Source organism: Jongsikchunia kroppenstedtii DSM 45133 (assembly GCF_000380485.1).
In the GTDB taxonomy this organism is placed as follows: Bacteria; Actinomycetota; Actinomycetes; order Mycobacteriales; family Mycobacteriaceae; genus Jongsikchunia; species Jongsikchunia kroppenstedtii.
In genome coordinates, this window is the sequence record NZ_AQYG01000046.1 from 141,160 (window position 1) to 168,080 (window position 26,921).

28 protein-coding genes are annotated in these 26,921 nt (G+C 68.3%); 12 read left to right on the forward strand and 16 right to left on the reverse strand.

The genetic code is table 11. The annotated features are described in order from the left end of the window. Positions 1 to 85 precede the first annotated feature (85 nt). The 5 genes from G341_RS0110405 to fdxA all read right to left on the reverse strand — a co-directional run bounded on the left by G341_RS0110405 (position 86) and on the right by fdxA (position 3,477). The gene (locus G341_RS0110405; RefSeq protein ID WP_018179077.1) at positions 86 to 547 is read right to left on the reverse strand and encodes an SCO6045 C-terminal-like domain-containing protein; all 462 of its coding nucleotides are present in this window, start codon (positions 545 to 547) and stop codon (positions 86 to 88) included. Continuing rightward, positions 528 to 1,394: a multinuclear nonheme iron-dependent oxidase gene (locus G341_RS21700; RefSeq protein WP_245556962.1), complete on the reverse strand. Its 867-nt coding sequence runs from the start codon at positions 1,392 to 1,394 to the stop codon at positions 528 to 530. Before G341_RS21700 ends, G341_RS0110405 begins: the two co-directional genes overlap by 20 nt. Then, a complete protein-coding gene (locus G341_RS23965; protein ID WP_187329174.1) occupies positions 1,327 to 1,587 on the reverse strand; it encodes a hypothetical protein in 261 nt (86 codons plus the stop codon). Before G341_RS23965 ends, G341_RS21700 begins: the two co-directional genes overlap by 68 nt. 405 nt (positions 1,588 to 1,992) lie before the next feature. Beyond that, positions 1,993 to 3,141 (reverse strand): succinyldiaminopimelate transaminase, encoded by a 1,149-nt coding sequence (gene dapC, locus G341_RS0110415; protein WP_018179080.1) that lies wholly within the window; start codon positions 3,139 to 3,141, stop codon positions 1,993 to 1,995. 9 nt (positions 3,142 to 3,150) lie between these two features. Next, positions 3,151 to 3,477, reverse strand: coding sequence for a ferredoxin (gene fdxA / locus G341_RS0110420; RefSeq protein ID WP_018179081.1), 327 nt, complete (start codon positions 3,475 to 3,477; stop codon positions 3,151 to 3,153). A gap of 139 nt (positions 3,478 to 3,616) precedes the next feature. Between fdxA and G341_RS0110425 the strand changes: the two genes are divergently transcribed. Both G341_RS0110425 and G341_RS0110430 read left to right on the forward strand, forming a co-directional pair. Next, entirely contained in the window at positions 3,617 to 4,171 is a 555-nt protein-coding gene (locus G341_RS0110425; protein ID WP_245556968.1) for a cysteine dioxygenase, read from the forward strand. After that, a complete protein-coding gene (locus G341_RS0110430; RefSeq protein ID WP_018179083.1) occupies positions 4,168 to 4,545 on the forward strand; it encodes a rhodanese-like domain-containing protein in 378 nt (125 codons plus the stop codon). Before G341_RS0110425 ends, G341_RS0110430 begins: the two co-directional genes overlap by 4 nt. 785 nt (positions 4,546 to 5,330) lie before the next feature. Here G341_RS0110430 and G341_RS0110435 read toward each other — a convergent pair. From G341_RS0110435 to typA, 6 genes are all read right to left on the reverse strand, one after another. Further along, positions 5,331 to 5,645, reverse strand: coding sequence for a DMT family transporter (locus tag G341_RS0110435; RefSeq protein WP_018179084.1), 315 nt, complete (start codon positions 5,643 to 5,645; stop codon positions 5,331 to 5,333). 24 nt (positions 5,646 to 5,669) lie between these two features. After that, complete coding sequence (locus G341_RS0110440; protein ID WP_043451261.1) at positions 5,670 to 8,243, reverse strand: bifunctional FO biosynthesis protein CofGH; 2,574 nt, start codon at positions 8,241 to 8,243, stop codon at positions 5,670 to 5,672. A 77-nt stretch (positions 8,244 to 8,320) separates the two neighbouring features. Beyond that, positions 8,321 to 8,686 (reverse strand): hypothetical protein, encoded by a 366-nt coding sequence (locus G341_RS0110445; RefSeq protein ID WP_018179086.1) that lies wholly within the window; start codon positions 8,684 to 8,686, stop codon positions 8,321 to 8,323. Then, on the reverse strand, positions 8,683 to 9,561 hold the full coding sequence (mshB, locus tag G341_RS0110450; protein ID WP_018179087.1) for an N-acetyl-1-D-myo-inositol-2-amino-2-deoxy-alpha-D-glucopyranoside deacetylase: 879 nt from the start codon (positions 9,559 to 9,561) through the stop codon (positions 8,683 to 8,685). The genes G341_RS0110445 and mshB overlap by 4 nt, the downstream gene beginning before the upstream one ends. Then, positions 9,561 to 11,495 (reverse strand): ABC transporter family substrate-binding protein, encoded by a 1,935-nt coding sequence (locus G341_RS0110455; RefSeq protein ID WP_245556963.1) that lies wholly within the window; start codon positions 11,493 to 11,495, stop codon positions 9,561 to 9,563. Before G341_RS0110455 ends, mshB begins: the two co-directional genes overlap by 1 nt. A gap of 5 nt (positions 11,496 to 11,500) precedes the next feature. After that, positions 11,501 to 13,408: a translational GTPase TypA gene (typA, locus tag G341_RS0110460; RefSeq protein WP_018179089.1), complete on the reverse strand. Its 1,908-nt coding sequence runs from the start codon at positions 13,406 to 13,408 to the stop codon at positions 11,501 to 11,503. Positions 13,409 to 13,609: 201 nt separating this feature from the next. On the opposite strand from typA, the gene G341_RS23970 reads away from it, so the two are divergent. Beyond that, positions 13,610 to 13,786 (forward strand): hypothetical protein, encoded by a 177-nt coding sequence (locus tag G341_RS23970; RefSeq protein WP_187329175.1) that lies wholly within the window; start codon positions 13,610 to 13,612, stop codon positions 13,784 to 13,786. Here G341_RS23970 and G341_RS0110470 read toward each other — a convergent pair. Genes G341_RS0110470 through G341_RS0110480 form a run of 3 tightly spaced genes read right to left on the reverse strand, consistent with a single transcriptional unit; the run spans position 13,783 to position 17,829 of the window. Next, on the reverse strand, positions 13,783 to 15,177 hold the full coding sequence (locus tag G341_RS0110470) for an ATP-binding cassette domain-containing protein (protein ID WP_018179091.1): 1,395 nt from the start codon (positions 15,175 to 15,177) through the stop codon (positions 13,783 to 13,785). The two genes, G341_RS23970 and G341_RS0110470, sit on opposite strands and share 4 nt — an antisense overlap. 1 nt (position 15,178) lies before the next feature. Next, positions 15,179 to 16,822, reverse strand: coding sequence for an ABC transporter permease (locus G341_RS0110475; protein WP_018179092.1), 1,644 nt, complete (start codon positions 16,820 to 16,822; stop codon positions 15,179 to 15,181). Next, positions 16,798 to 17,829 (reverse strand): thiamine ABC transporter substrate-binding protein, encoded by a 1,032-nt coding sequence (locus tag G341_RS0110480; protein WP_026303511.1) that lies wholly within the window; start codon positions 17,827 to 17,829, stop codon positions 16,798 to 16,800. The genes G341_RS0110475 and G341_RS0110480 overlap by 25 nt, the downstream gene beginning before the upstream one ends. Positions 17,830 to 18,083: 254 nt before the next feature. Here G341_RS0110480 and G341_RS0110485 point away from each other — a divergent pair, with 254 nt between their 5' ends. The 4 genes from G341_RS0110485 (at position 18,084) to G341_RS0110500 (ending at position 22,006) form a co-directional block, all read left to right on the forward strand. Continuing rightward, the gene (locus G341_RS0110485; RefSeq protein ID WP_018179094.1) at positions 18,084 to 18,878 is read left to right on the forward strand and encodes an Rv1157c family protein; all 795 of its coding nucleotides are present in this window, start codon (positions 18,084 to 18,086) and stop codon (positions 18,876 to 18,878) included. 278 nt (positions 18,879 to 19,156) lie between these two features. Beyond that, positions 19,157 to 20,032: a hypothetical protein gene (locus G341_RS0110490; protein WP_026303513.1), complete on the forward strand. Its 876-nt coding sequence runs from the start codon at positions 19,157 to 19,159 to the stop codon at positions 20,030 to 20,032. Between the two features lie 40 nt (positions 20,033 to 20,072). Beyond that, the gene (locus G341_RS0110495; RefSeq protein WP_081622501.1) at positions 20,073 to 21,263 is read left to right on the forward strand and encodes an alpha/beta hydrolase family protein; all 1,191 of its coding nucleotides are present in this window, start codon (positions 20,073 to 20,075) and stop codon (positions 21,261 to 21,263) included. Next, positions 21,260 to 22,006 carry a lysoplasmalogenase gene (locus G341_RS0110500; RefSeq protein ID WP_081622502.1) on the forward strand — a complete coding sequence of 249 codons (747 nt, stop codon included), beginning with the start codon at positions 21,260 to 21,262 and terminating at the stop codon, positions 22,004 to 22,006. Before G341_RS0110495 ends, G341_RS0110500 begins: the two co-directional genes overlap by 4 nt. On the opposite strand, the gene G341_RS0110505 is transcribed toward G341_RS0110500, so the two are convergent. Further along, on the reverse strand, positions 21,993 to 22,406 hold the full coding sequence (locus G341_RS0110505) for an SRPBCC family protein (protein ID WP_018179098.1): 414 nt from the start codon (positions 22,404 to 22,406) through the stop codon (positions 21,993 to 21,995). The genes G341_RS0110500 and G341_RS0110505 overlap by 14 nt on opposite strands. Positions 22,407 to 22,439: 33 nt before the next feature. On the opposite strand from G341_RS0110505, the gene G341_RS0110510 reads away from it, so the two are divergent. Genes G341_RS0110510 through G341_RS21705 form a run of 3 tightly spaced genes read left to right on the forward strand, consistent with a single transcriptional unit; the run spans position 22,440 to position 24,939 of the window. Then, positions 22,440 to 23,027 (forward strand): HhH-GPD-type base excision DNA repair protein, encoded by a 588-nt coding sequence (locus G341_RS0110510; RefSeq protein WP_018179099.1) that lies wholly within the window; start codon positions 22,440 to 22,442, stop codon positions 23,025 to 23,027. A gap of 47 nt (positions 23,028 to 23,074) precedes the next feature. Further along, positions 23,075 to 24,187 carry a hypothetical protein gene (locus G341_RS0110515; protein ID WP_018179100.1) on the forward strand — a complete coding sequence of 371 codons (1,113 nt, stop codon included), beginning with the start codon at positions 23,075 to 23,077 and terminating at the stop codon, positions 24,185 to 24,187. After that, positions 24,184 to 24,939, forward strand: coding sequence for a rhomboid-like protein (locus G341_RS21705; RefSeq protein ID WP_222836593.1), 756 nt, complete (start codon positions 24,184 to 24,186; stop codon positions 24,937 to 24,939). Before G341_RS0110515 ends, G341_RS21705 begins: the two co-directional genes overlap by 4 nt. On the opposite strand, the gene G341_RS0110525 is transcribed toward G341_RS21705, so the two are convergent. Beyond that, positions 24,878 to 25,453: a helix-turn-helix domain-containing protein gene (locus tag G341_RS0110525; RefSeq protein WP_018179102.1), complete on the reverse strand. Its 576-nt coding sequence runs from the start codon at positions 25,451 to 25,453 to the stop codon at positions 24,878 to 24,880. The genes G341_RS21705 and G341_RS0110525 overlap by 62 nt on opposite strands. Before the next feature lie 68 nt (positions 25,454 to 25,521). Here G341_RS0110525 and G341_RS0110530 point away from each other — a divergent pair, with 68 nt between their 5' ends. Beyond that, positions 25,522 to 26,472 (forward strand): NAD(P)/FAD-dependent oxidoreductase, encoded by a 951-nt coding sequence (locus tag G341_RS0110530; protein ID WP_018179103.1) that lies wholly within the window; start codon positions 25,522 to 25,524, stop codon positions 26,470 to 26,472. Between the two features lie 38 nt (positions 26,473 to 26,510). After that, a complete protein-coding gene (locus G341_RS0110535) occupies positions 26,511 to 26,894 on the forward strand; it encodes a PPOX class F420-dependent oxidoreductase (protein ID WP_018179104.1) in 384 nt (127 codons plus the stop codon). Positions 26,895 to 26,921 lie beyond the last annotated feature (27 nt).

The window sequence follows — 26,921 nt, forward strand, 5'->3', positions numbered from 1 at the left end:
GGTGGTGCACAGATTCGGTCATCGTGCAGTTGATCGATCAACTGCATCGTGAGCAGATCGCGGCACCCCACATAGCAAGCGACAATCAACCGGTCCAACGCCCCAGCGTCACCCACACCACCCGGCGGCCGATACCGAGCACCAGCTCGGATCGGCCGCGGTGCGTCACCTGCGCGGCGCGGCGCTCGCCGGCGAACACATCTTCGGCAGCCAGCCAACCGATCGTCGCCGGCGTGGGGTTCGGCTGGGCGCGCAGCCAGCCGCGAAACGCCCGCATATCATCGTGCGAGCAGCCATCCTTGCGATTTTCGACGGCATAGTCGTGGAAGAAGTTCCGCCAGTCCGGGAGATCGCGCAGGTCCGGGCACACGTCTGCGGCGCCGTCGGCCCGTTTGCTCGCGAGAATCCGACCAGACTGCCGAAAGCCCCTGGCACGTAAGGACTCCCGCTCGATGTCCGGCGGCAGGGTGCCCGCCAGCAGATGCCGGACGTACAGCTCTTGACGGGCCGCCAACTCGACCCTGGCCTCACGCAATGACGCCGACACGACCAGCCCCCTTCGTCAGCGCGTCTCGCACGCACTCGAGTTCGGCGGCCATCCGTACCGGATCGAGGTCATCGTCTCGCTCCAGCAGCAGGCCCGCGTCGCATAGCTCACCGTAGGCGCCGACCAACTCGAGCACCGGCGGCACCACGTCGTCGGCATGCGAATCGAGGTAGAGGTCGTTGACGTAGCGACCGCCGGCAACGTGCCCGTATGCGATGTGCGACAGCGGGAATCGGCGAAGCTGCGCTATCGGATCCCGCCCGGTGGCGATCGAGCTGGCGTACAGGTTGGCCAGATCGAGCACCAGCAGCGCCCCGGTCCGGTCGACCAGCTCGCTCAGGAAGTCGGGCTCGTCGAACTCGTCTTCCGGCCAGTCGAACAGTGCCGCAATGTTCTCGACCGCGAGCGGCACCGGCAACGCATCCTGCGCCCGCCGAATGTTATCGACCAGCACCGCGAGCGAATCACGGGTCCGCGGGGGCGGCAGGAGATGACCCGCCTCAAGGACATTGCCGTGCAACGGATCCGGCGTGTCTGCGGCCCGGACGAAGGCGACATGCTCGCTGATCAGCGGAGCCCGGACCGCCTGCCCGACCGCAGCGAGGTGTCGCAGCCGGGCGGGATCGGGCTCGTCGGCGCCCGCCAGCCCCAGGGTCACCCCGTGCACGACAACCGCCGCGCGGCTGTCGACCAACCGGGCAAGCCGGCGGTCCAGATACCGCGGAGCGGTATTCTCGGCCAGGACCTCGGTGAAATCCATCGCCCCGGAATCAGCCAATTCAATTGCCAGGTCGGCCAATTCCGGCCGCCACGCCAATGCGATCCCGCGCTTCATCTGCGTGCTCATCGCTACCCTCCGCCGCCACCACCGCAGCCGCCACAACCCCCACCACCACCGCAGCTTCCGCCTCCGCCGCAGCTGTTTCCACCACAACCACCGCCGCCACCGCATCCATGGCCATGGCCGCCGTGCCCGCCGTGGCCACCACTTCCGCCGTCGATGAATCCGGCTGAGCCGCCAGCGAATCCGGCTCCCGCATCTCGAATACGACGACCAGTCTTGCCGCGCCCGCGGGAGCTGACCTTTGCCCGTCTGGCGACGAGTCGGGAAACGCAGAGAATTGCGATGATGCCAACCGTTACGGCGATGAAAGCCATGAGCTTGTCCTTTCGACCATCACAGGCGCTGTACGACCTGCGAGAGGGGGCGGGTTACCACGTCCTTTCCACGTGTTGAGTAGGTGTCGCGACGCTGCAACTATGTCAGGTCTGTTTTCGGGCTATCCCGTTGCCGGACAGTGGATTCGAGCCACTGCCCGGATCTGAACATCAGTGTGCACGCCGATCCCGGAATCGCGGTATACAATCGGTCTCAGATTGGTCACAGAACAGTGACGGTGCCGCATTCATGCAGGTAATCGCCCCGATACCGCGGCGGCGGCGAGTCAGTCGGTCAGCCGGCCGACCGCGGCGTCGATCCGCTCGTCGGTCGCGGTCAGCGCGATCCGAACATGCCGGGCGCCGGCCGGGCCGTAAAAATTGCCGGGCGCCGCAAGAATGCCCAGCTCGGACAGCTTCTCGACTGTCTCCCAACAGGTCTCGCCCCACCGCGGATCGGCCGACGTCGACCAGAGGTACAGCCCGGCAGCCGACTCGTCGACCCGGAACCCGACAGATTCGATTGCCGCCTTGAGCCTTTCGCGACGACCGCGGTAGCGCTCGCGCTGCACCGTCTCGTGCTCGTCGGAACTCAACGCGGCCGTCATCGCCGCTTGAATCGGCAGCGGCGACATCAAGCCGGCGTGCTTGCGCACCTCCAGCAGTTCGCTCACGAGATCGGCATCGCCGGTGATGAATCCGGCGCGGTAACTGGCGAGATTCGAGGTCTTCGACAGTGAATGCACCGCCAGCAGGCCGGTCATGTCGCCGTCGCAGACCCGCGGATCGAGGATTGAGTACGCCTGCTCGTCCCAGCAGAGTCCGAGGTAGCACTCGTCGGAGACGACGATCGTCCCGCGCTCGCGCGCCCATTGCACCACCTTGCGCAGATGATCGAGACCGAGCACCTTGCCCGTCGGGTTGGACGGCGAGTTGATGTACAGCAATGCTGGCGACTGCGGTCCGAGCTGCGTCAGCGAATCGGCCGCCACCACGTCCGCACCGGCTAGCAGCGCGCCGACCCGGTACGTCGGGTACGCGACCTCCGGAATGACGACCGTCTGGCCCGGACCGATCCCCAGCGTCGACGGCAGTCCGGCGATGATCTCCTTGGTCCCGATCACCGGCAGGATCGCCGATTCAGCGATGCCGGGCACCGCGAACCGTCGTTCCATGGCCCCGGCCGCCGCGGCCCGCAACTCGGCGGTGCCATGCGTCGTCGGGTAGCCCGGCACGTCCGCCACCGACGACAGCGCCCGCTGGATCAGCGGGTCGACCGGGTCGACCGGCGTACCGACCGAGAGATCGACGATCCCGTCGGGGTGACTCTGGGCGCGCTGCTTGGCACCCGTGAGGAGATCCCACGGGAAGTCCGGCAGCCGGTCGGCGGGGGAGGTCCGCCGAGCGGACGCGGAACGGGCAGGCTGAACAGTCACAGCGGCGGTCTAGTCCTCTTTGTTCATGGGCGGCAGGCCCTTGATGAACGTGGGGTCGTCAGAGGTCTTGCCGACCTTCGACGCGCCACCCGGCGAACCGAGCTTGTCGAAGAAGTCGACATTGGCGTTGACGTAGGGCTCCCACTCGTCCGGAACATCGTCCTCGTAGAAGATCGCCTCGACCGGGCAGACCGGCTCGCAGGCGCCGCAGTCGACGCATTCGTCCGGCTGGATGTACAACATGCGGTCGCCCTCGTAGATGCAGTCGACCGGACACTCCTCGACACAGGCCTTGTCCAGCAAATCCACACAGGGCTCGGCGATGATGTACGTCACCTGGACGCTCCTTCGTAACTATCGGTTCGAAAAGACCAGAGGGGCTGAATGGTCGCCCACCAGTATCCAACGCGCGCCGCCAACGTCGCCAATCGCCCCGGTCACATCGACCGGCATTGCGATCATCCGGGCTCAATCTATCGACGCCCCGGACCGTCGGCGAGACGCTGGTCCAGTGAGCGTCGCCATACTCCCCACCCGACTGCGGCCCGCCGACCTGCTGCGGATCACCGACCAATGCGCCTCTGAGGTGCTCGACGGTCGGCATGACGCCATGCTCCCGGCACGGTGGGATCCCGTGCATCGGTGGGCGGCCCGACTGCGGCAGGACGACGACCTGGATGTCTGGCTGATCAGCTGGACTCCCGGCGAAGCCACCGAACTGCACGATCACGCCGGTTCCATCGGCGCCCTCACCGTGGTCTCGGGATCGCTGGCGGAATACCGCTGGGCCGGAGACGGTCTGCGGGCCCGCACCCTCGACGCCGGCGACCAGGCCGCGTTCCCCCTCGGCTGGGTGCATGACGTGGTCCGCAATCCGGACGACACCACCACCAGCGGGCCGACCCTCAGCGTGCACGCCTATTCGCCGCCACTGACGGCGATGAACTACTACGAGGTCACCGGCTCCGGTCGGAGCGGCCCGACCCACCTGCGACGGGTCCGCACCGAACTGACGGATCAGCCCGAATGACCGCCCGCACGATCGACGAGGTGCTCGCGGACGCCCGGTCGCGGTTGGATCGCCTCGCCGCCGCCGACGTCCCGGCCGAGCTGGCCGCCGGCGCGCTGCTGGTGGATATCCGACCCGCCGCCCAGCGCGCCGCCGAGGGCGAGGTGCCGCGAGCGCTGGTGATCGAACGCAACGTCCTGGAGTGGCGCGCCGATCCGGCCAGCGACGCCCGCATCCCCGAGGCCGTCGACCACGACGTGCGCTGGATCATCCTGTGCTCGGAGGGGTACACGTCGAGTCTGGCCGCGGCGGCGCTGCAGGACTTGGGACTACATCGCGCGACCGACGTGGTGGGCGGCTACCACGCGCTGAGCGGACTCAAGCCGCACCGGTGAATTCGCGGTGCCGTCCACGATCCGGTGAACGGCTGCGTCGCCTCACCACCTCACGAACTCACTGGTAGAGGCACTGAATCCACTCGTACCCAACACGCAGACAATGGAATCCGACAGGTTCCCACATGCCGTGTTCTTGTAGTGAATTATCATCTGGAGTTGCCGCCCTGGGCGGAGTACGCGGGTCGGCGTGTTCACAAAGGCTCTCTGCGGCGCGCAACTTCGTGCCGGATTGATTGTTGGATTCCAGCTGTTGGACCAGCCGATGAGTGTGCTCGACGCGGGGTCTTGACCTCGCTGAGCATCGCACTGCGTATCCACTCCGAAAAGCGGCTTTCGTGCTGAGGTGTAGCGGCATAGCTGATCGAACTCGTTGAACTGACAGACGATTGACCCGTCCGAATTGGAGAAACGTACCCCTGCGGGGTTGGTGCCATCGACGAACACGTTGTTGTCGGCTATGGCCATCCGGTTCAGTGCATAGTCAAATCTTGTGCGATCGTTCTGCGTCGCAGGCACGCTCGACGACGTGGTATCTACCGGTTCAGAACTGCGACCGCTGCATGCGACCAAAGACACCAGACCAACAGCAGCAAGAGCTGCAGCAGATATGTCAGCGCCACCTCGTGCCCGGCACCAACGTTGCCTGAGCACAGCTACACACCGTCTCCGGCGGAGACGTAGTTCCATAGGGCATTAGACCACGCCCGAGGGCATCACAATCAGCGATGATGTCGCGAACAAGTGCTCATGGTCCGACAGACCACGTTCCGGAACGCGGGCCCTTAGTGCAGCGACTTCAGCCCGATCACGCAGCCCACGATGCCGAGGATGAACAGCACCTTGAGCCAGGATGCCGATTCGTCACCGCTGACCATCGCGTAGGTCACCGTCAGCGCGGCACCGATCCCGACCCACACCGCATACGACGTGCCGACCGGCAGGGTCCGCATCGCGTAGGCGAGGCCGCCCATCGAGGCGGCCAGTGCGACGCCGAAGACGACCGACGGCATCAGCCGACTGAATCCCTCCGACTTGCCGAGCGCGGTCGCCCAGACCGCCTCCAGCACACCGGAGATGACAAGCACTATCCAGGCCATGACGAAATCGCGGACGGACGGCCGTCAGGCGGCGTCGCGGCGACCGTAGGTGGTGGTGCGCTCGCGCGCCGGCCGGCCGATCCCCGCGGCGATCGCGCGCAGTTCGGCGACGGTCTTCTCGGACCCGTGCTCGGAGCCGGCCATCCGCGAGATGGTCTCCTCCATCAGCGTGCCGCCGAGGTCGTTGGCGCCGCCCTGCAGCATCATCTGGGTACCGCGGGTGCCGAGCTTGACCCAGCTGGTCTGGATGCTGTCGATCCTGCCGTGCAACATGATTCGCGCCAGCGCGTGCACCGCACGGTTGTCGCGATTCGTCGGGCCCGGGCGTGACGCACCCGCCAGATACAGCGGCGAGGACTGGTGCACGAACGGCAGCGGCACGAACTCGGTGAAGCCGCCGGTCCGGTCCTGGATGTCGCGCAGGATGTTCAGGTGCCCCACCCAATGGTGCGGCGCATCGACGTGGCCGTACATCATCGTCGAGCTCGACCGCAGGCCCACCTCGTGCGCGGTGGTGATGACCTCCACCCAGGACGACGTCGGGAGTTTGCCCTTGGTGAGCACCCACCGCACCTCGTCGTCGAGGATCTCGGCGGCCGTGCCCGGAATGGTGTCCAGCCCGGCGGCATGCAGCTCGACCAGCCAGTCCCGAATGCTCTGCCCGCCACGGGAAGCCCCGTTGACGATCTCCATCGGGCTGAAGGCGTGCACATGCATCGACGGCACCCGCGCCTTGACCGCGCGGACCAGGTCGGCGTATCCGGTGACCGGCAGTTCGGGATCGATTCCGCCCTGCATGCAGACCTCGGTCGCGCCGGCTACATGCGCCTCCCAGGCCCGGTCGGCGACATCGGAGGTCGACAGCGTGTACGCGTCGGCGTCGCCCTTGCGCTGCGCGAAGGCGCAGAACCGGCAGCCGGTGTAGCAGATATTGGTGAAGTTGATGTTCCGGTTGACGACGTAGGTGACGTCGTCGCCGACCGTGTCGCGGCGCAGCGAATCGGCCAGCGCGGCAACCGCATCCAGGCTGTCGCCATCGGCGGTGGCCAGTGTCAGGTAGTCGGCGTCGGACAACCCGGCCGGGTTCGCCTCGGCCCGGCGCAGCGCCGCGGCGACGTCCGAATCGATCCGTCCGCCGGCGCCGATGCTGTCGGAATGCTTGGCGATCTCGGCGACCTGCTCGCGGATCGTCTCCCAGTCGCCGAAGGCCGACATGATGTCGCTGCGGGTCTCGGTGTTGCGCCCGTCGGTATCGATCGCCGAGTGCAGGTCGGTGCGGCCCAGCGACTCCCAGGACTCGTCCGGCTCCTGCCAGGGGTGCCCGACGACCTCCGCGTCCGGCAGCGCCAGCCCGGTCTCCGGATCGGTCAGCGCACGGACGTGCGTGGTGATCCGCGGATCGATCCACGGCTGACCGGCCAGCACGTACTTGGCGTGCACCGCGGTCCGCTCGACCAGCGTGCAGCCGGCCGACTCGGTGATCTCGGCCAGCGTGTCGAGGTTGGGCCACGGTCGCTCCGGATTGACATGGTCCGGGGTCAGCGGCGAGACGCCGCCCCAGTCGTCGATGCCCGCGCCGAGCAGGGCCCGGCACTCGCTGTGCGACACCAGGTTCGGCGGCGCCTGAATATGCATCTTGGGCCCGAGCAGCACCCGCGCGACCGCGACCGCGGCGAGGAATTCCTCGAACCCGGCGTCGGGCGCCGAGCGCATCGCGGTGTCATCCTTGGCGCGGAAGTTCTGCATGATGACTTCCTGGATGTGCCCGAACGCCTTGTGCACCTTGCGGATCTCCATGAGCGACTCGGCGCGCTCGGCCAGCGTCTCGCCGATGCCGACCAGGATGCCGGTGGTGAACGGCACCGACAGGCGGCCCGCGTCGACCAGCACCCGCTTGCGGATCTCCGGGTCCTTGTCCGGCGAGCCGTAGTGGCACTGCCCCTTCTCGGTGAACAGCCGGCTCGACGTGGTCTCCAGCATCATCCCCATCGACGGTGACACCGGCTTGAGGCGCGACATCTCCTCCCAGCTCTGCACGCCGGGATTCAGGTGCGGCAGCAGCCCGGTCTCCTCCAGTACCCGGATCGACGCGGCGCGCAGATAGTCCAGGGTCGAGTCGTAGCCGCGCTCGTCGAGCCACTGCGCCGCCTCGGGCCAGCGCGCCTCGGGCCGATCACCCAGGGTGAACAGGGCCTCTTTGCAACCCATTTCGGCGCCGCGCCGGGCGATCTCCAGCACCTCGTCCATCTCCAGGAACATGCCCTGGCCCTCGCGGGCGAGCTTGCCGGGGACCGTTACGAAGGTGCAGTAGTGGCAGTGATCGCGGCACAGTCGCGTCAGCGGGATGAACACACTGCGCGAGTAGCTGATGGAAGGGCGGCCCGACTCCCCACTTGCGTCGACGGCATTCGGATCGACCGACGCCGCGTCGCGGATACGGGCCGCGGTGGCGCACAGGTCGGTCAGGTCGTCGCCGCGGGCGGCGAGCAGCACCGCGGCTTCGTCGACGTTGATCGTCGCGCCGTCGCGGGCGCGACGCAGCGCACGGCGCATCGCGGACGCCGACGGCGCGGGCTCTGACTCCGACCGCGTCGGCATCACGGGATCTGGCAACGGGGTACCGGCCGAATCACTCACGCACTCGATCATGCTCCATCACTAGAACGCGTGCCATTTCAGGTTCGCCGATGTCCGTTCCACCCGACGATCATCGCGCCGCCGATGCCCAATACCAGCAGCAGAATCACCCGCCAGTCCTGGACGAACATAGAATCCTTGCCCGGCCCGCCCCACAGCACAGCGATCGCGACCGGGACGGCCCAGCCGACAAGCGGGAGGAACCGGCCGCGCGCCGACTCGGTATGCCAACCCGCCATCAGCCGCAGCGTGCAGTTGCCGACGGCCGCGATGATCGCGCCGAACGGGATCGCCGCGGACCCGACGTAGCAGTCCAGGAACATCACCGACACGATCCCGAGACCGAATCCCACGACAGTCAGCAGCCCGATCAGCACGCGATCGACCAGCTGCCCCGCGTTCATTCCAGCCCCGCGAAAAGGTCGTGCTCCCGGCCGTCCGCTCCCACCGGCCCGCGTTCACCGCCGACCAGCATGTAGTGCTCTTCGGCGAAGATCGGCTGAATCACGTTGTTCGACAGCGCGTACTCGGCGCCCGACGCGGCCACGGTCACCTGAGTCGCATGTGCGGCCAGCGCCGCCACCTTCCGCTCGAACACGCCGGACACGTCCAGCACGGTCGTGATCTCCGCATCGGGATGCGACGGCAGCTCGCCCTCGGCCGGGAACGTCCAGCCGTCCGGCACCCGGTCGCGGGCGGCGTCCAGGCCGCGGTGCAGCGCCGATTCCTCGGCGACGGTCCAATAGTGCTTCGCGACCTGCCACGTCGGCGCCGCCGCCGCGATGGCCGCGCGGCAGATCCGGTTGACCTGAATGTGGTCGGGGTGGCCGTAGCTGCCGACCTCGTCGTACCCGACCAGCACCTGCGGCCGGAAGTCGGCGATCACCGCGGCGAGCGCCTCGATCGGTGCATCGCCGGCGTTGGTGAACGCCCGCGGATTGCTCGTGGACGCGGTCCCCACCATGCCCGAATCCCGCCACCGGCCGGCACCGCCGAGGAAATGCGGAGCGAGCGGCTCACGCTCGGGCGGGGTGAGTGCGGCGAGTGCGGCGGTGATCTCCCCGATCCGGAAGCCGCCCAGCTGGTCGGCCCCGCGGGTGCCGTCGCCGAGGACGACCGCCAGGCCCGCCCACTGCGCACCGATCACTTCGCCTTCCTCGCCGAGCGTGCAGGTCACCACCAGCACTTCGGCGCCTTCGGCCAGATACCGCGCGATCGCGCCGCCGGTGGTGATGGTCTCGTCGTCGGGGTGCGCGTGGACGAACAGGATGCGGCGCATCAGTCGCCGACTCGCTGCCAGCCCGGGGTCCCCGCGAAGATGCCGTCCTGGACCGGACCGGTGAGCGCGACGCCGCTGACGCCGGGTCCGGCCGCGGTGGTCACCAGGTCCTGATACACCGGGCGATACACCTGCTGCGCGGCGATCAGCCCTTCGGCCTCACGCAGCGCGTCGGTGGAATTGGGCGCCGAAACCGCCTGCGCGGCAATGTCGCTGAGTTGCCGATCGCACAGACCCGAGACATTGCTCGAGTACTGCGTCGAGCTCGATCCCGAGTCGGTCGTGGTCGTCGGCGCCGATGTCGGTGTCGGCGTGGAACTGCTGGACGGCGTTGCTGCCGAAAGGCATTCGGTCGACGAGGCCAGCCGCGTCGCAGGCGCCACCCCGACTCCGGTCCAACCGACCACGAGGTCGACCCGCGGGTCGGTGAGCGCCGTCCCGTACAGGTCGGATGCAGACAACGCGACGACCTCGGCCCGAATCCCCTGTCCCATCAGCTGATCGACGACCGACCGGGCGACCGACACCGCGTTGGTGTCCGACCCGTTCACGCCGACGCGAACCACGACCGGGCTGGAACCGCGGGTCACCTCGAACACCCCGGCCGGCAGCGCCGGCAGGTCGGTCTCGCTCGCGGAGGAGCTGGTCGTCGTGGTCTCCGGAGCATCGGACGGACCCGACGGGACGGGCGGCGTGGTCGTGGTGGTGGTCGTCGTCGTGGATTCTTCGGAGGACGACGACACCGGGACCGGCGTGGCCGACCGGGTAAGTCCGGCCGCCGCGAGTTCCGAATCGATCTGCGGTCGATCCCATTTCGGTCGCGGCACCGGGAAGTAGCCGGGGTCGCTGGGCGCCAACACGTCGTTCTCGGCGGGCAGGGTCGCCGTATCCGATGCCCCCGCGAAGGTCAGCAGCTGCGGATCCAGCAAGCCGAGAACCGCTCCGCGAAAATGGATGTCGGCCATCTCGGGCGACCGCGTATTCGCGGTGACACCCATGACGCGGGGCTCGGCGACCGAGCCGATGTGCACGCCGGTGATCGCCGTCAGCTGCGCCTGCAACGCGCGACCGCTGCTCACCGCCGCCACTCGCGTGTCACCGTTGCGCATCGAATCGATCAGCTGCGTCGAGTTCGCCCGACGCAGCACGATCGAGTTGGTGATCGCCGGTGTCATCCAATACCGATCGTTGCGCTGCAGGCTGATCTCGTCACGACTGCGGTCGATATTCGAGATCTTGTACGGCCCACCGGATTCCGGGAGCCCGCCGTCGAGGCCGGAGGTGAACCCGTTGGACGCACCGCCGAACGTGTGCGACGGCAGCAGCCCGCTGAAGAGCTGCCGCCAGTCCGGATACGGCGCCGAGAACACGACGGCGACCTGCTTGCCGCCGTTGGTCGACCGCATGTCCTTGATCAGTCGATAACCGGCCGGCGCCACCACCCCGGCCCGCTGCACCATCTGCTGCCAGAGGTAGCGGAAGTCATCCGCGGTGATCGGCTGCCCGTCGGACCACTGTGCGTTCTGCTGGATCTTGTAGGTCACCGTGAACGGCCCGGCGTCCGGCGCCGAGGGATCGACGGCTGGTCCGCCCGTGCTGTCCGCGGAGATCAGCAGCGACGAATCCATCCGCCACACCGTCTGGCCGTCCGCCCCGAGCACCGGACGGAACGCGCTCGGCAACGTCAGGGCGGCCACCGCACTGGTGGCCGACGACTGATCGGCCGACAGGTGCGGGTTCAGGCCGGGACCGATCGAGTCGATCCCGACGTAGATGGTGTCCTTACCCGCCTCCGCGGCGGTATCGGGAACCTTCGATTGTTGCTGGGGCGGCGGCGGACTCGCCGAACATGCGGCGAGCATCACCGCGCTCGCCGTCACCGGTACGGCGACGAGCAGCTTGGTGGCCGCGGACATTCGGGAACGCACGCGCACCCCGGCTACCCCTTCGCCTGGTCCCGCGCCTTGGCCCGGGCACGCTCGCGGCCGCGAACATTCGCTTCCAGATGCACCTTGCGAACGCGGACCACCTCAGGGGTCACCTCGACGCACTCGTCGGCCGCGCAGAACTCCATCGCGCCCTCGAGGTCCAGGACCATCGGCTTGGCGAGGGTCTCCATCACGTCCGCCGACGACTGACGCATATTGGTCAGCTTCTTCTCGCGGGTGACGTTGATGTCGAGGTCTTCCTGCCGCGGGTTGATGCCGACGACGTGTCCCTCGTAGCTGTCATCGCCCGGGTTCACGAAGAAGGTGCCGCGGTCGGCCAGCTGGATCATGGCGAACGGCGTCACGCTGCCCGATCGGTCCGATACGAGCGAGCCGGTGTGGCGGGCCCGGATCTCGCCGGCCCACGCCTCGTAGCCCTGGAACACGGCGTTGGCGATGCCGGTGCCGCGGGTCTCCGTGAGGAAGTCGGTGCGGAAGCCGATCAGACCGCGCGAAGGAATGATGAATTCCATACGGACCCAGCCGGTTCCGTGGTTGTTCATCTGCTCCATGCGCCCCTTGCGCGCGGCCATCAGCTGGGTCACCGCGCCGAGGTACTCCTCGGGGGTGTCGATGGTGAGGTGCTCGAACGGCTCGTGCAACTTGCCGTCGACCTTGCGGGTGACCACCTGTGGCTTGCCGACGGTGAGCTCGAAGCCCTCGCGACGCATCTGCTCCACCAGGATGGCGAGCGCCAGCTCGCCACGGCCCTGGACCTCCCAGGCATCCGGGCGGCCGATGTCGACGACCCGCAGCGACACGTTACCGACCAGCTCGGATTCCAAGCGGGACTTGACCATTCGCGCGGTGAGCTTATGACCGGAGACCCTGCCCGCCAGCGGCGACGAGTTGGTGCCGATGGTGACCGAGATGGCCGGCTCGTCAACGGTGATGCGCGGCAGCGGTTCCGGGTTGTCGACGTCGGCGAGGGTGTCGCCGATCATGATCTCCGGCATACCGGCCACGGCCACGATGTCGCCGGCGAACGCCTCTTCGGCGGGCTTGCGCTCGACGCCCTCGGTGGCGAGCAGCTCGGTGATCTTGGCGCGCTCGATCACCGGCTCGCCGTCGACCTCGCGGCACCAAGCGACCTGCTGACCCTTGCGCAGCGTGCCGTTGTGAATACGGACGAGCGCCAGACGGCCGAGGAACGCCGAGGCGTCGAGGTTGGTGACATGCGCCTGCAGCGGCTTGGTCGCGTCGCCCTTGGGCGCCGGGACGTACTCCATCAGGACATCGAAGAAGGCGTCGAGGTTCTCCGCGTTCGGCACCTGGCCGTTCTCCGGCGCCTCGGTCGAGGCGACGCCGGCGCGGCCGGACGCGTAGAGCACCGGCAGATCCAGCGCGAGCTCGGCGGCTTCGGCGGCCTCGTCATCCAGGTCGGACGCCAGGTCGAGCAGCAGGTCGTGGCTCTCTTCGACGACCTCGGCGATGCGGGCGTCCGGCCGGTCGGTCTTGTTGACCACCAGGATCACCGGTAGCGCCGCGGCCAGCGCCTTGCGCATGACGAAGCGGGTCTGCGGCAGCGGCCCCTCGGACGCGTCGACCAGCAGCACGACGCCGTCGACCATCGACAGGCCGCGCTCGACCTCGCCGCCGAAGTCGGCGTGGCCGGGGGTGTCGATGACGTTGATGATCACCTCGGTGCCGTCCGGCTGCGTCCGGTGCACGGCAGTGTTCTTGGCGAGAATGGTGATGCCCTTCTCGCGCTCGAGGTCGCCGGAGTCCATGACCCGATCGACCGGCTCGGCCCGCTCGGCGAAAGCGCCGGATTGGCGCAGCATCGCGTCGACCAAAGTGGTCTTGCCGTGGTCGACGTGCGCGACGATCGCGACGTTGCGGAAGTTCGGTGCGGTCACAGGCTTCTTTCGGGTCGAGTGCGGAACTGCATCAGAGTACCGGCCTGCCTGCAGCAAACGCGATCTCGGGCGGGCCGACGGCTGGTCGTTTTCGTCACAGCCCGGCCGCGATCGTCCTGCTCAGCGGAACGCCACGAGGTTCACCTAACTAAGGCAGTGCTAACCTAAGACATCCAGTTCCGCGCGCACGTAGAGGTTTCGATGGGCAAGGCAGACCCCAACAAGGTGCGTCGTATGACGCCCAAGAAGAAGTGCTGCAAGTCGAAGCCGCGCTGCGCACGCTGCCCGTTCGTGGTGTTCAAGGTGCAGAAGGCCCATGACAACGGAACCCGCGGCAAGGACCTGCAGAAAGTGCTCAAGAAGGCCCGCGCGGCCTAGCCCGGCAGTCGCTCTTTCAACAGCACCGCCAGCGCCGGCACCCACGTCGCGTCGGCCGGCACCAGCTCCTCGAGCGCGGCCAGTTCGGTGGCATCGACCCAGCGCAGCGCCGAGTGTTCGGCGGCCGTCGGCTCCCCCTCGATGAGTTCCGCGGCGAGCGCGACCAACCGCCGGTCGGCCCCGATCGGCACCGGCCGCCCGATCGCCTCCCCGACCCGAACCTCGATCGCCAGCTCCTCGCGCAACTCCCGGCGCAGTGCCTCGACCCGCGATTCACCGTCGTGCACCTTGCCACCCGGCAGCTCCCAGAGGCCCGCGACCTCCGGCGGATACGTGCGCCGCGCCAGCAGCAGCCGACCGTCCCGGATCACCGCGCCGGCCACCACCTCGCGGACCGGGAGGACCGCCGCCCGCTCGGCGACCAGCGACACCGTCACCCGATCGCCGACCTCGCGGCGATCGACCAGGGTCGCCGGTACATCGACGTCGCCGACCCGGACCCGGGCGCGGGCGCCGACCGGCAGCCCGGACACCGACAGGACCGTCGCCGGGCTGCCGTCGGCCGCCTCCGCCACCGATTCCGGACGCAATGCGACCCGCATCGGCCCGGCGAAGGGTGCCGGCACCGCGCCGATCGGCGTTCGGGCCAGTCCGCCATCGACGTCCGCGTCGATGAAGTCCGTGTAGCCGAGGAATCGGGCGGCACGTTCCGATACCGGCGCCTGCCAGATCCGATCAACCGAATCCTCTTGCAGCAGTGCGCCATCGGCGATCACCGCGACCCGGTCGGCCAACGCGGCGGCCTCGGTGTGGTCGTGGGTGACCAGCAGGGCAGGCGTGCGCGTCGTCCGCAGGATCTGGGCAGTGTCGACGATCAGGCGGTCGCGCAGTTCGCGATCCAGCGCCGACAGCGGCTCGTCGAGCAGCAAAAGCCGCGGCCGCGGGCCGAGCGCCCGCGCCAGCGCGACCCGCTGCGCCTGGCCGCCGGAGAGCTCCTCGACGCGGCGATCACCGAGTCCGGCGAGATCGGTCAGCTCGAGCAATTCCGCTGTCCGCCGGGCGATATCGGGCTTCGACCACCGGCGCACCTTCAACCCGTAGCCGATATTCGCGGCCACCGTCCGACCGGGGAGCAGCTGACCGTCCTGGAACACCACGCCGAAGTCACGCCGATGGGGCGGCGTCGACGTGACATCTGTTCCGTCCCAGGCGATCCGGCCACCCCGGAGCGGCACTAGGCCCGCGATCGCCTTGATCACCGTCGATTTGCCGCTGCCGGACGGGCCGAGCAGCGCGGTCACCGGCGCCTGCGGCGAGCCGATCTGCAGGCTCAACCCGTCCACCACCACCGTGTCGGCATATGCGATCGTCACCGATTCCAGGGACAACACGTCAGATGTCACCTCCCGCCGAACCGCGCACCGCCTCGATCAGCCCGACCACCGCGACGGTGACCGCCATCAGCACCACCGAGGCCGCCATCGCCAGCGCCAGGCTGTCCGCACCGGGCCGCGACAGCGCGGTGCCGATGAGCACCGGCAGCGTCGTGGTGTCCGGGCGCGCCACGAAGCCCGTCGCACCGAACTCGCCGAGCGCGATCACGTAGGCGAAACCCAGTGCGGCACAGACCGGTCGCAGTACCAGCCGCAGATCGACATCCAGCCAGGCGCGGATCGGCGAGGCGCCCAGCGTCGCGGCCGCCTGGCGCAGCCGCGGGTCGACCGCGCGTAGCCCAGGCAGCACCATCCGCACCACCAACGGCAGCGCGATCACCGCCTGGACCGCCGGCACCACGAACGGCGAGTCCGCGACATCGGCCGGCATCGAGGACAGCACGATGAGATAGCCGAAGCCGACCGTGACGGCGCTGACGCCCAACGGCAGCATCGCGATCGCATCGACGACGGCCGAGAACCGCCCGCGGATCCGGGAAATGGCCACCGCCGCAAACAGTCCCACCACGAGTGACAACAGCGCCGCCCACAGCGCGCTGGTCATCGAGTAGCCGAGGATGTGCCAGGCGCTGTCGCCGGCGGCGTTCGATCCCAATGCCCGGTAGCCGGCCAACGACCAGGGTCCGCCGACGGTGGGCCGCAGCGACCGATACACCAGCACCGCCACCGGACCGAGCACGATGATCAGCGTTGCCGCCGCGGTCACGATCACCGCAACCCAGCCGATTCCCCGGGGACGCTGCGCATGTCGCGTCGCCCCGATCCGCGAGCGCGCCGACGACAGCCGCCCGACGAGCACCATGACGACGACAACCATCGCCAGTTGCAGCAGCGACAGCAGCACTGCCTGCGGCAGTTGGAAATAGCCGATCGCCTGCCGATAGATCTCGGTCTCCAGCGTATTGATCGTGCCGTCGCTGAGCATGAGGACCACACCGAAGCTGGTGGCGCAGAACAGGAACACCACCGACGCCGCCGAGACGATCGCCGGGCCCAGCGCCGGCAGCGTCACCGTCAGGAAGGCTCGCGCCGGTCCGGCACCCAGCGTGCGTGCCGCGTCGACCGCGCGCGGATCCAGGCCCGCCCACACCGAGCCGACGGTCCGCACCACCACGGCCAGGTTGAAGAACACATGCGCCGCCACGATCGCCCATACCGTGCCGTCGATTCCCAGGCCCGCGAGCGGACCGCCATCGCCCAGCAATACGCGGAAGGCGATGCCCACCACGACGGTCGGCAGGACGAAGGGGACGAACACCAACGCTCGCAGCACCCCTATACCCGGCAGCCGCACCCGTGAGGTCAACCAGGCGATCGGCAGGCCGATTGCCACCGTGCACAGCACCGACATGCCCGCCTGAAACACCGTGAACCACAACAGATGCCAGGCCCGCGTCTGCTCGAGCATGGCGCCGATGGAATCGCCGCCCGACTCCCCGAACGCCCGGTTGATCAGTGCGATCAACGGAATCAGAAAGAACGTCCCGACGAAGGCCAGGGGCACCAGCGCCAGCAGTGCCGAACGACCGCCGCGGCCCGTCGGCCGCGGCCGCGAGATCACCGCCCCATCACCGAACGCCACTGCTGCTGCCAGCTCTCGCGGTTCTTGTCGATCTGCGCCGACGGCATGGTGGCGGGCGCCGCGGGCTCCGGCGGCCACCCGGCCGGCACGGCGATGCCTTGCTGCACGGGATAGACGTACATGCTGCCCGGCACCGCGGCCTGTACCTGCGGACTGAGCATGAAATCGATCCATTTACGGGCGCCATCGGCGTTCCGGGCGCCGCGCAGCACTCCCGCGTATTCGGTCTGGGCGAAGCAGGTGTTCGGCAGCGCCGCCGTCGCCGGATTGGCCGCCGGCGACGATGCATACGAGATCACGATCGGCCGCAACCCTTTGCCGTCGCCGCCGGAGAACTCCCGGTTGTAGGCGTCTTCCCAACCGGAAACGACCTGGACGCCATTGCTTTTCAGCTGCCGCCAGTAGTCCTGCCACCCGGTGCCGGGGTAGGCGACGATCGTCGCGAGCAGAAACGCCATGCCCGGCGACGAGGTGGCCGGATCCATCGTCACCGTCAGGTTCTTGTATTGCGGCTGGGTCAGGTCGGCCAACGACGTCGGCGGCGCGAGGTGATGCGCCCCGAACCAGGCGTTGTCGACGTCGACGCAGACATCGCCGCGATCGATCGCGGTGAGCTGATCCGAGCCGTCGATGGCGTACCGGGCGGCACCGCCGGCAGCCGCCGCCGGCACATAGGCGTCGAGCGCACCGGCGTCGATGGCGCGCGAGGCGAAGGTGTTGTCGATGCCGTAGACGACGTCGCCCTTTGGCCGGCCCGGCGTCAGCGAGATGACCGACGACAGCTGGCCGGCGTCGCCGTTGCGGACGATCTTGGCGGTGTAGCCGGTCTGCTTGGTGAAGTCGGCGAGCAACCGATCCGGCAGGGCGAACGCGTCGTGCGTCATCACGACGACGTCCTTGTCCGAGCCCGAAGAACCGCAGGCGACCGCACCCGTAACCACCAGTCCGACCGCGACCAGGCCCGCGCAGAGGCGACGCAGGCGACCCGACGGATTCACACCACTCACCCGGCTGATCTAACCAGCCGAGCCGCCCCCTCGCTGCGACGCGCATTACCCGCGGCTGAACATCGTCTCGACATCACACCAGTAACAATTGAATCACCAGCACCAATGGATCCGCTGGCAACGTACTAGCGTCAGGATTTGCCCTCCCAGGTCGTAGGCTGTGAAGCTGAATGTGTCGGGGAGGGACGCCGGGCGGGATCGAAAGACCCGCGTGAGCGATACACATAACGAACGAAGAGGTACGAAACGTGGGTATGTCGATGTTCCGCAGCCGTGGCCGCACCCTGGCCGCCGGTCTGGCAGTGGTCGCGATCGCGGCGGGCGCCGGGCTCGGTGCGCCGACCGCCGCCGCCGATCCGGCCGCGCTGCCGATCCCGGCTACCGCTCCGCCGGTCGACCAGAAGGTACTCACCGCCTTCGGCAACTTCATTCCGGCGATCATCGGGTCCGTGGCGACGCCGGACACCCATGGTCAGATGAACAGCGACCTGCTGGCGCAGGCGAAGTCGCTCGCCTCCGCGACCAGCGTGGCCGCGCCGCAGACGACGCCCCTGTGGAATCAACTGATCGGCTTCCTGACCAACAAGACTCCCGCCGCGGGTACCGGCCCGTCGATTCCGCAGGGCCCGCACAAGCCGGTCATCCAGCAGTTCCTCTACCCGACCATCGGCGTCGGCTGCCTGCCGGACGGCAATTCGGTCGGCATGGCGCTGGCGACGGCGGGTCCGCAGGAAGCCCCGGCCCCGGGCCCGAAGGTCGGCCAGGCCGGCTTCGTCTACACCAGCCTCGGCACCGGCCCGGCGCTGCGGAACAACGCGGCCCCGCTGACCCTGAACTGGCTCAACATCGACAACGGCCGCACCGGATCGCAGCCGCTGCTGCCGAACCCGAAGATCAACGCGACCTCGGGTCCCGGCACGTTCACCGCGATCGCCAACACCGGCAAGGGTCGCGTCCTGGCGGCGATCTACGGCAACGTGACCACCAAGACCAAGGGCCACCCGATCGGCTGCACCATCGTGCCGACGGTCGGCCTGGCCTACGTGTAGATCGCAATCGTGTAGATCTCTCGACATCACCGACACGGCGTCGGCTCCATTCGGAGCCGGCGCCGTTCGCGTTTTGCGACCACCTTCGGCGGACGAGGATGCGGGCGGCGCTGTGACCTGCACAACCCGGGCGGCCCCGTTCCCCGGCGAAACGGTCGCGGTTGCGTCACAGCTTGGCTGCGCAGCTTGATCCCGACGACCCGACGCTGATGTGATGTAACACAAGCACCACTAGTCACATTTGCAACATCGGTAACATTTTTCGACCGGAGGTTCCCATGCCGTCATCACCTTTGCCGCTGCGTCGTCGCATCATTGCGATCGCCCTGGCCGTGTCCGGCGCAACCTTCATCGGTGCACTTCCGGCCGCCGCCGATGCCGCGCCCGCTGCAACTCCGCAAACGGCGATCACCGCCGATTCCGTGCCATCGGACGGCATCCTCAGCGCCGCGATCGACCGCCTTCGCGCCGAGGCCAGCGATCCGGCGTCGCTGCAGGCCGCGCTCGCGATCCTGCAGAGCCTCGGCCAGCGGTCCCAGGTCTCCACGCCCGTCGCGAGCCCCGCCGCGGCCTCGCCGGCGGACTTCGCGACGATGCTGGCCGCCGCCAACGCGCTGCTGAACAAGCTCGGGGTGCAGACCTTCATCAACCCCTCGGTCGCGTTCAACTGCGTCGACCCCACCGCCGACAACCCGTTCGGGCTGGCTCCGGCCGTCTCCGGCGCGGTCGCCGGTCCGTGGGCCGCCCCCGGCATCTCCCTGCCGACCATTCCGCTGGTGAACATCGATCCGAATGTCGTGAAGTCCGGTCAGGTCCTCTACGGTTTCGTTCCCGGCGGCCTCGGCGCCGACACCAACCCGAAGGGCATGCAGGTCGCCTGGTTCAACGTCAACACCTTCAAGGGCGGCTTCGTCGACATGGGCCCGTCGGGACAGACCCTGCTCGACACCTGGCTCGCCAACATCCCCGCACAGTTCCAGGGGATCGCCCGCAACGCCCTGCAGCCGATCGCGAACACCTTGACGGTCAACGGATCCCGGCTGGCCCCCGTGGACACCGATCACGGCACCGTGCTCTCGGCCGTCTTCGGCAACGTGCAGAACGGCAACCGCTCCTGCTTCTTCTTCCCGATGGTCGGCATCGTCCAGGCCTAGTCGACAGCGTCGACCACTCCCTTCTAGATCAGGAAACGACATGCAACGCATCAGAGGACGCCGCCTGCGGCGCAACCGTTCGCGAATGATCGGTGCCGCCGCGATCACCGTCACCCTCTCGGTCGCCACGGCCGTGACCGCGATCGCCGTGCCGTCCGATCCTGCGGACCCGGCCACGCCCGTCGCGCAGGTCGCGGGCACCAGTCCCGGCGGCAACGTCTTCGCCAATCAGACGCTGCCCCAGTCGAAGCTGGTGCCCGGGTCGGCGTCGGCCCAGCGGTACATCTACTGGACGAGCGGCGCGGGCAACAACGCCCAGATGTCGAGCGCCACGATGTACGTACCGAAGGGCGCGGTCCCCGACGCCGGCTGGCCGGTCGTCGCCGTCGCCCACAGTGCCGCGGGCCTCACCGACCAGTGCACCCCGTCGCTCGGCAGCCAGCCCGACCGGAACTTCATGTCCCAGTTGCTCTCTCGCGGCTACGCGGTGGTCGTCAGCGACTACGCCGGCCTCGGCACCAACGGCAACTACGGCTACCGCGACGGCATGGTCGAGGCCCGCAACATCGTCGACGCCGTTCGCTCGGCCGGCGACGTGGGCGCCAAGCTGTCCCCGAAATGGGCCGTCGTCGGCCAATCGTCGGGTGCCGCCGCCGCCCTGACCACGGCGCGCTACGCCCCCGCCTGGCAGGGCTCCACGCTGAACTTCCGCGGCGCCGTCGCCTCCGGGGTTCCGGCGTACACCGAGGACACGATCTCCAACCTCGGGCCGAGCTTCCCGCCGATCGCGCTCCCGCCGGCCATCACCACCGACATCCTGTACTCGCTGGTCGGCCTGCGCACCACGCGTCCGGCCGCCGCCGTCGACAGCTACCTGACGCCGGTCGGCCAGAGCTGGCTGACCAAGGCCGAGACGATGTGCGCGCCCGACCTGCAGCGCGCGGTCGCCTCGCTGAACCTGAACACACTGTTCAACAAGCCGCTGGCGCCGCTGCGCAGCATCCTCGCCAGCTACTACGCGTTGCCCAGCACCGGATTCGACCGGCCGGTGATGCTGCAGCAGGGACTGCTGGACACCGACGTGGTGCTGCCCTACGCACTGACCTATGCCAACGCGGCCAGCACCGCGAACGGCCAGGTCAGCCTGCGCACCTATCCCGCCAATCATCAGGACACGATCGTCACGGGCATGCCCGACACGACGAATTTCCTCGCGACAGTGCTGCGATGAGTCGCAGTCGCGACCGGGCTGCAATCAGTCGCGGCCGCATCCGGTGGGCGTTCGCGGCTTCGGCCGCAACGACAGCGCTCGCCGGAGCCCTACACGTTCGGCCGGTTGTCGGGGTTTTCAAACCCCTGACTATGGGGTTGCTGGCCGTCGACGTCCTCTCGAAGGACGTGCTCCACCGTCACACCGCCCGCCCCCGAGTAGACGATGTTCTGCTCGGGGCGGCGGTGGGCACGGCGATGGCGGGCGACTACTTCATGTACCGGGACGAATTCGAGCCCGAGTCGACCGAGAACCATGCTGCGACAATCGATCTGCGCACCGGCGCATCGATGTTCGCGCTGACCCAGCTGAGCTACATCGGGCTGCTGGCCCGCCTCGGCGCCCGCCCGACCCTGACCGGTTGGCTGACGCGGGTCGCACTGATGGGCGAATCGGGTGCGCTGGTGATGGCCAACCAGCCCAAGCTGCTGCCGGTGTTGGGCACCTACGGCAACCTGCTGGCCACGATGGCGGCGTTCGCCGGCTCCCCCGCCCTCAGCGACCGCCCGCAGCGACGCCGGATCCTGGCCGGCAGCCTGCTGTTCATGCTGTCCGACTCGCTGATCATGAATCGCCGATACCTGTTGCAGGACAACGAACTGCGCGGCCCGGTCGAGGGCGCGGTGCTCGGCACCTACTTCGCGGCGCAGGCGCTGCTGCTCGGCGGCATCGCCGACGCGTCGCGACGCCCTATCGCGAACTGAGGATCTCGCGCAACGACTGCAGGTCCCGGACCACCGCGGCGCAGTCGGCGTCGAACTCACCGCCCGTCGCGGCCAGCTGCCGCACGGTGAAGATGATCTCCGCACCGTCCGGATGCGCGATCACCCGGAGCGGGTTGTACACCACCTCGCCGGTCGGCAGTGTCACCCAATGGTCCAGCACCCCATAGTCATTGGCCTCGGCGAAGCGCACCCGGACCGTCCCCATCGGCGACTGCACGACCAGTTCGTCGCCGTCCCGCCGTACCTCGTCTGCCGCCGCCAGACCGGCCGCCCAGTCCCGCAGATGATCGGGGTTCGCGACGTACTCGTACACCTGCCGCGGATCGGCGGCGATCACGGTCGAGATGTGGCGGCTGACGGGAATCTCATTGGCAGTCACCCATGCAGCGTGACACGGAAATAGACTGCCCATATGACGGAACGGCACATCCAGATCGCCCAGGAGCCCGAGGCCGACGCGATCCTCTCGAACGACGACTTCGCCCTGCTGATCGCGATGACCCTGGATCAGCAGTATCCGATGGAGCACGCGTTCCGCGGACCGCGCAAGATCGCCGACCGGATGGGCGGTTTCGACATCCACGCGATCGCCGCGGCCGACAGCGACGAATTCATCGCGCTGTGCTCGGTCCCGCCGGCGATCCACCGCTTCCCCAAGTCGATGGCGACCCGGGTGCAGGACATCGCCCGGCACATCATCGACAACTACGACGGCGTCACCGCGGGCATCTGGACCGCGGACAATCCGAGCGGCAAGGAGGTGCTCAAGCGGCTCAAGGCGCTGCCGGGCTGGGGCGATCAGAAGGCCCGCATCTTCCTGGCGCTGATCGGCAAGCAGCTTGGCGTCGCCCCGTACGGCTGGCGCAGCGCGGCGGGGGCCTATGGCGACAAGGACTCGCACCGCTCGATCGCCGACGTGGTCGACGGGGAATCGCTGCTGGCCGTGCGCGAGTTCAAGAAGGCCGAGAAGGCCGCCGCGAAGGCCAAGGCAAAGTCATGATCCACGACCTCGCCATCGTGCGATGACAATGAATTAGTGTTACCAGCATGGACATCAAGTCGGTCGTGGAGTTGCCGACCAAGGTTGCTTTCTCCGCCGCCTCCGGCGTATTGGCGGTCGCCGAGGCGTCCGTTGCCGTAAGCCGGCTCGCCGTCGAGAGCGTGCACTCGGAGGTCGGCGCGATCCTGTCGGACGCCGACCCCGAATCCATGCGCTCGCCGCTCGATCTGCTGCAGAAGTTCGCCCAGCTGCTCGAGGACGACCGGTCGTTCGGCCGGCTGCTCTCGAGCGACGGACCACTGGAGCGCCTGCTGGCTCCCGGCGGGGTCGTCGACCGGATGACCGCCCCGGACGGCTTTCTGGAAAAGCTGACGCAGCGCGGCGGCCTGCTGGATCAGGCCACCGACGAGCGCGGCATCCTGATGCGCCTCGTCGCCAAGGACGGGCCGCTGGACCGGCTGGCCCGGCCGGGCGGCGTCATCGATCAGGTCACCGACAACGAGGGCGTGCTGGAACGACTGACCGGCGAAGGTGGCCTGCTGGATCGCCTGACGATCGAGGGCGGGCTGATCGACCGGCTCACCGAACCGGGCGGCGTACTCGACCAAGCCGCCGATCCCGACGGCATCCTGATGCGGATCACGGCGCCGGACGGCCCGCTCGACCGGCTCACCCGCCCGGGCGGCGTGGTCGACCAGTTCACAGAGAACGAGGGCATCCTGGAGCGCCTCACCAGCGAGGGCGGCATCGTCGATCGACTCACCGAGACCGGCGGCGTGCTGGAACGGCTGACCAGCGAGGGCGGCATCGTCGACCAACTCACCAAGACCGACGGCCTGCTCGAGAAGCTGGCCGCCGAGAACGGGCTCCTCGAGCGCGCCGCCGCCGATGACGGACTGCTGGATCAGGCGTTCGGCTCCGACGGCGCCATCGAACGGGCCATCGCCCCGGGCGGCACCCTCGACCGGGTCACCGAACTGGCCGACTCGATCGGCGATCTGGCCCCGAGCATCAAGGACCTGCAGGAGACGGTGCGTGAGCTCAAGACTGCGGCCGAGACGCTCGGCGGTGCGGTCGTCCCGATCGGCGAACTCGTCGGGCGCCTGCCCAAGAGCCTCACCCGCTCACGCACCAAGAACGGGTACGCCACCGAGCCATGAAAGACAGGGCCGTGATCGGCCGAGCCAGCCGCTGGTTGTGGCATCAGATATCAACCGCCCCTTTGACTTTCGGGTGGCTTGCGATCCTGTTCGGCACCACGGTCGCCCAGCATGTGCTGTCGGGTCATGAACTCAACCACATCCTGCTCGAACGCTCGACCAACCTGCACAATCTGTCCACCGATCCGCTGAAGGTCTTGTGGCTCAGCCTCTTCTGGCTGGACGGCGCGTACTGGCTGCCCTACCTGCTGATCTTTTCGCTGCTATTGGCTCCGGCCGAACGCTGGCTGGGCAAGGCGCGTTGGCTGCTGGTCGGCCTGGCCGGGCATGTCATCGCGACCTACGTCAGCGAAGGTCTCGTCGCGGCGGCGATTCATCACAACCGGATCAGTTCGTCGATGACCAACGTGCGCGACATCGGCGTCAGTTATTTCATGGCGGCGATCGCCGGGATCATGCTGTTCCACCAGTCCCGCCCCTGGCGCTGGGTCTACCTGGGGGTGTTGCTGGTCTATTTCGGACTGCCCGCGTTCGTCGACACGTCCTACACGACGATCGGCCATTGCTGCGCGCTGCTGCTCGGAATCGCCTGCTACCCAATGACTCACGGCCGCGACCGACGCCAGTTCGATCTGTTCGCCGTGATCCGCCACCGCCTCGACCGCGCGCGTCCCAACCGGCGCGTTCGTCTCAGTCGGCGGACGGCGCCACCCGCACATGCGCCCGCTCCCCCTGCGGGCCCATCATGCTGAGCACCTCCACGGGCCGCCCGTCCGCCGGGCCGAACCAGTGCGGCACCCGGGTGTCGAACTCGGCCGCCTCGCCGGGCGCGAGGATCAGATCGTGCTCGCCGAGGATCAGGCGCAGCCGGCCGTCCAGCACGTAGAGCCACTCGTGCCCCTCATGCGTCTTGGGGTCCGGATTTCCGCGTTCCGCGCCGAGGATCATCTTGTAGGTCTGGATGCCGCCGGCCCGCTGCGTCAGCGGAATGATCGTCGCGCCATACCGTTTCACGGGCCGCATATGCACCCGCGGGTCGCCGGTGGTCGGCGCATCAACCAACTCGTCGAGCTGCACCCCGTGCGCCCGGGCGAGCGGCAGCAGTAGCTCCAGGGTCGGTTTGCGCCGGCCGGATTCCAGACGCGACAGCGTGCTGACCGAGATGCCGGTCTGTTCGGACAGCTCGGCCAGGGTCGCCTGTCGCTGCTCACGCAGCATCCGCAGCCGCGGCCCGACGGCCGCGAGAGTCCGGTCAGTGTCATCCATACCCACCAGTTTGCCAAATCGGCAACAGAGTTTGCCAGTTGTTCGTCTAAGTCGGCAGGATCGCAGTCATGAATGATCCCTATGACGTCCTGGTGATCGGCGGCGGCGCCGCCGGTTTGAGCGCGACCCTCCTTCTCGCCCGAGCACGCCTCCGGGTGCTGCTCGTCGACTCCGGGCAGCAACGAAACCTGCCCGCGGCCGGGGTCCATGGCTTCGTCGGCAACGAGGGGACCTCGCCCGCCGACCTGGTCGCTCGCGGTATCGCCGAGGTGCGCGGCTATGGCGCCGAGGTGATCGAGGGCCGGGTCGAGTCGCTGGCACGCGACGGCGACACCTTCGGAGCTCGGCTCGCCGACGGCACCGCGGTGACCGCGCGCCGGGTACTGGTCACCACCGGGTTGGTCGACGAACTCCCCGACCACATCACCGGCATCGCCGAACGCTGGGGCCGCGACGTGCTGCACTGCCCGTTCTGCCACGGCTGGGAGGTGCGCGACCAGCCGATCGGCATCATCGCCACGGGGGCCGCCGCCCTCCACCAGGCGACCCTGTTCACGATGTGGACCGACGACCTCACGCTGTTCACCAACGACGCCGTCGTGCCCGACGAATCGGCCCGCGAGCTGCTGGCGGCCCGCGGCGTCACGATCGTCGACGGTGCGGTCGAGTCGCTGGTGATCGAGGACGATCGGGTGACCGGAATCCGACTCGCCGACGGGACGATCGTGCCGCGCACGACCGTCGTCGTCGGCCCGCGTTTCCACGCTCGGTCCGAACTGCTGCAGTCGCTCGGTGTCCAAACCGCCGAATTGCCGATGGGTATGGGCGAGCACGTAGTCGCCGAGGCCGACGGCCGCACATCCGTCCAGGGCGTATGGGCCGCCGGCAATGTGGCCATCCCGATGGGCCAGGTGATCAACGCAGCCGCGCAGGGCCAGGCCGCCGGATTGTCGATCGTTGCGGACATCTTGGAGGAAGCGAATCATGTTGCGATTGGGGAATATCGACGCACAAACTAACGGCGCGGGAGGCCGCCGACGCGGGTAAGGTTCACCCTATGAGCGCAGAGGCCGATCGACTCGGTTCCGAGAAGTACGTCCTGCTGACGACGTTCCGCCGCAACGGAAATGCCGTGGCCACGCCCATCTGGCTCGCCCAGTCCGGCGACGAGCTGGCGGTGTGGACCGAACGGAATTCCGGCAAGGTCAAGCGCATCCGGGCCACCGGCAAGGTGACGGTGCAGGCCTGCGACGTCCGCGGCCGCAAGACGCACGGGGCCGTCGCGAACGGTGTCGGCCGAGTGGCCGATGATGCGCAGACGGAGCAGATCCGGGAACTGATCAAGAAGAAATACGGGCTGCTCGGACGCCTGACGATGTTCGGGTCGTCCCTGCGTGGTGGGCGTGACCGCACGGTCGGCGTGTTCATCAAACTCGACTGAATTCTCGCGGCGAAATCATCGCCACAT

Excerpts from the sequence above, each read along its gene's own strand:
- G341_RS21700 (WP_245556962.1), bottom strand. The coding sequence starts at position 1,394 with ATGAGCACGCAGATGAAGCGCGGGATCGCATTGGCGTGGCGGCCGGAA.
- G341_RS23965 (WP_187329174.1), bottom strand. The coding sequence starts at position 1,587 with ATGCGGGAGCCGGATTCGCTGGCGGCTCAGCCGGATTCATCGACGGCG.
- G341_RS0110430 (WP_018179083.1), top strand. The coding sequence starts at position 4,168 with ATGACCGCCCGCACGATCGACGAGGTGCTCGCGGACGCCCGGTCGCGG.
- G341_RS0110435 (WP_018179084.1), bottom strand. The coding sequence starts at position 5,645 with ATGGCCTGGATAGTGCTTGTCATCTCCGGTGTGCTGGAGGCGGTCTGG.
- G341_RS0110440 (WP_043451261.1), bottom strand. The coding sequence starts at position 8,243 with ATGCCGACGCGGTCGGAGTCAGAGCCCGCGCCGTCGGCGTCCGCGATG.
- G341_RS0110445 (WP_018179086.1), bottom strand. The coding sequence starts at position 8,686 with ATGAACGCGGGGCAGCTGGTCGATCGCGTGCTGATCGGGCTGCTGACT.
- mshB (WP_018179087.1), bottom strand. The coding sequence starts at position 9,561 with ATGCGCCGCATCCTGTTCGTCCACGCGCACCCCGACGACGAGACCATC.
- G341_RS23970 (WP_187329175.1), top strand. The coding sequence starts at position 13,610 with ATGGGCAAGGCAGACCCCAACAAGGTGCGTCGTATGACGCCCAAGAAG.
- G341_RS0110485 (WP_018179094.1), top strand. The coding sequence starts at position 18,084 with ATGTCGATGTTCCGCAGCCGTGGCCGCACCCTGGCCGCCGGTCTGGCA.
- G341_RS0110490 (WP_026303513.1), top strand. The coding sequence starts at position 19,157 with ATGCCGTCATCACCTTTGCCGCTGCGTCGTCGCATCATTGCGATCGCC.
- G341_RS0110495 (WP_081622501.1), top strand. The coding sequence starts at position 20,073 with ATGCAACGCATCAGAGGACGCCGCCTGCGGCGCAACCGTTCGCGAATG.
- G341_RS0110500 (WP_081622502.1), top strand. The coding sequence starts at position 21,260 with ATGAGTCGCAGTCGCGACCGGGCTGCAATCAGTCGCGGCCGCATCCGG.
- G341_RS0110510 (WP_018179099.1), top strand. The coding sequence starts at position 22,440 with ATGACGGAACGGCACATCCAGATCGCCCAGGAGCCCGAGGCCGACGCG.
- G341_RS0110515 (WP_018179100.1), top strand. The coding sequence starts at position 23,075 with ATGGACATCAAGTCGGTCGTGGAGTTGCCGACCAAGGTTGCTTTCTCC.
- G341_RS21705 (WP_222836593.1), top strand. The coding sequence starts at position 24,184 with ATGAAAGACAGGGCCGTGATCGGCCGAGCCAGCCGCTGGTTGTGGCAT.
- G341_RS0110525 (WP_018179102.1), bottom strand. The coding sequence starts at position 25,453 with ATGGATGACACTGACCGGACTCTCGCGGCCGTCGGGCCGCGGCTGCGG.
- G341_RS0110530 (WP_018179103.1), top strand. The coding sequence starts at position 25,522 with ATGAATGATCCCTATGACGTCCTGGTGATCGGCGGCGGCGCCGCCGGT.
- G341_RS0110535 (WP_018179104.1), top strand. The coding sequence starts at position 26,511 with ATGAGCGCAGAGGCCGATCGACTCGGTTCCGAGAAGTACGTCCTGCTG.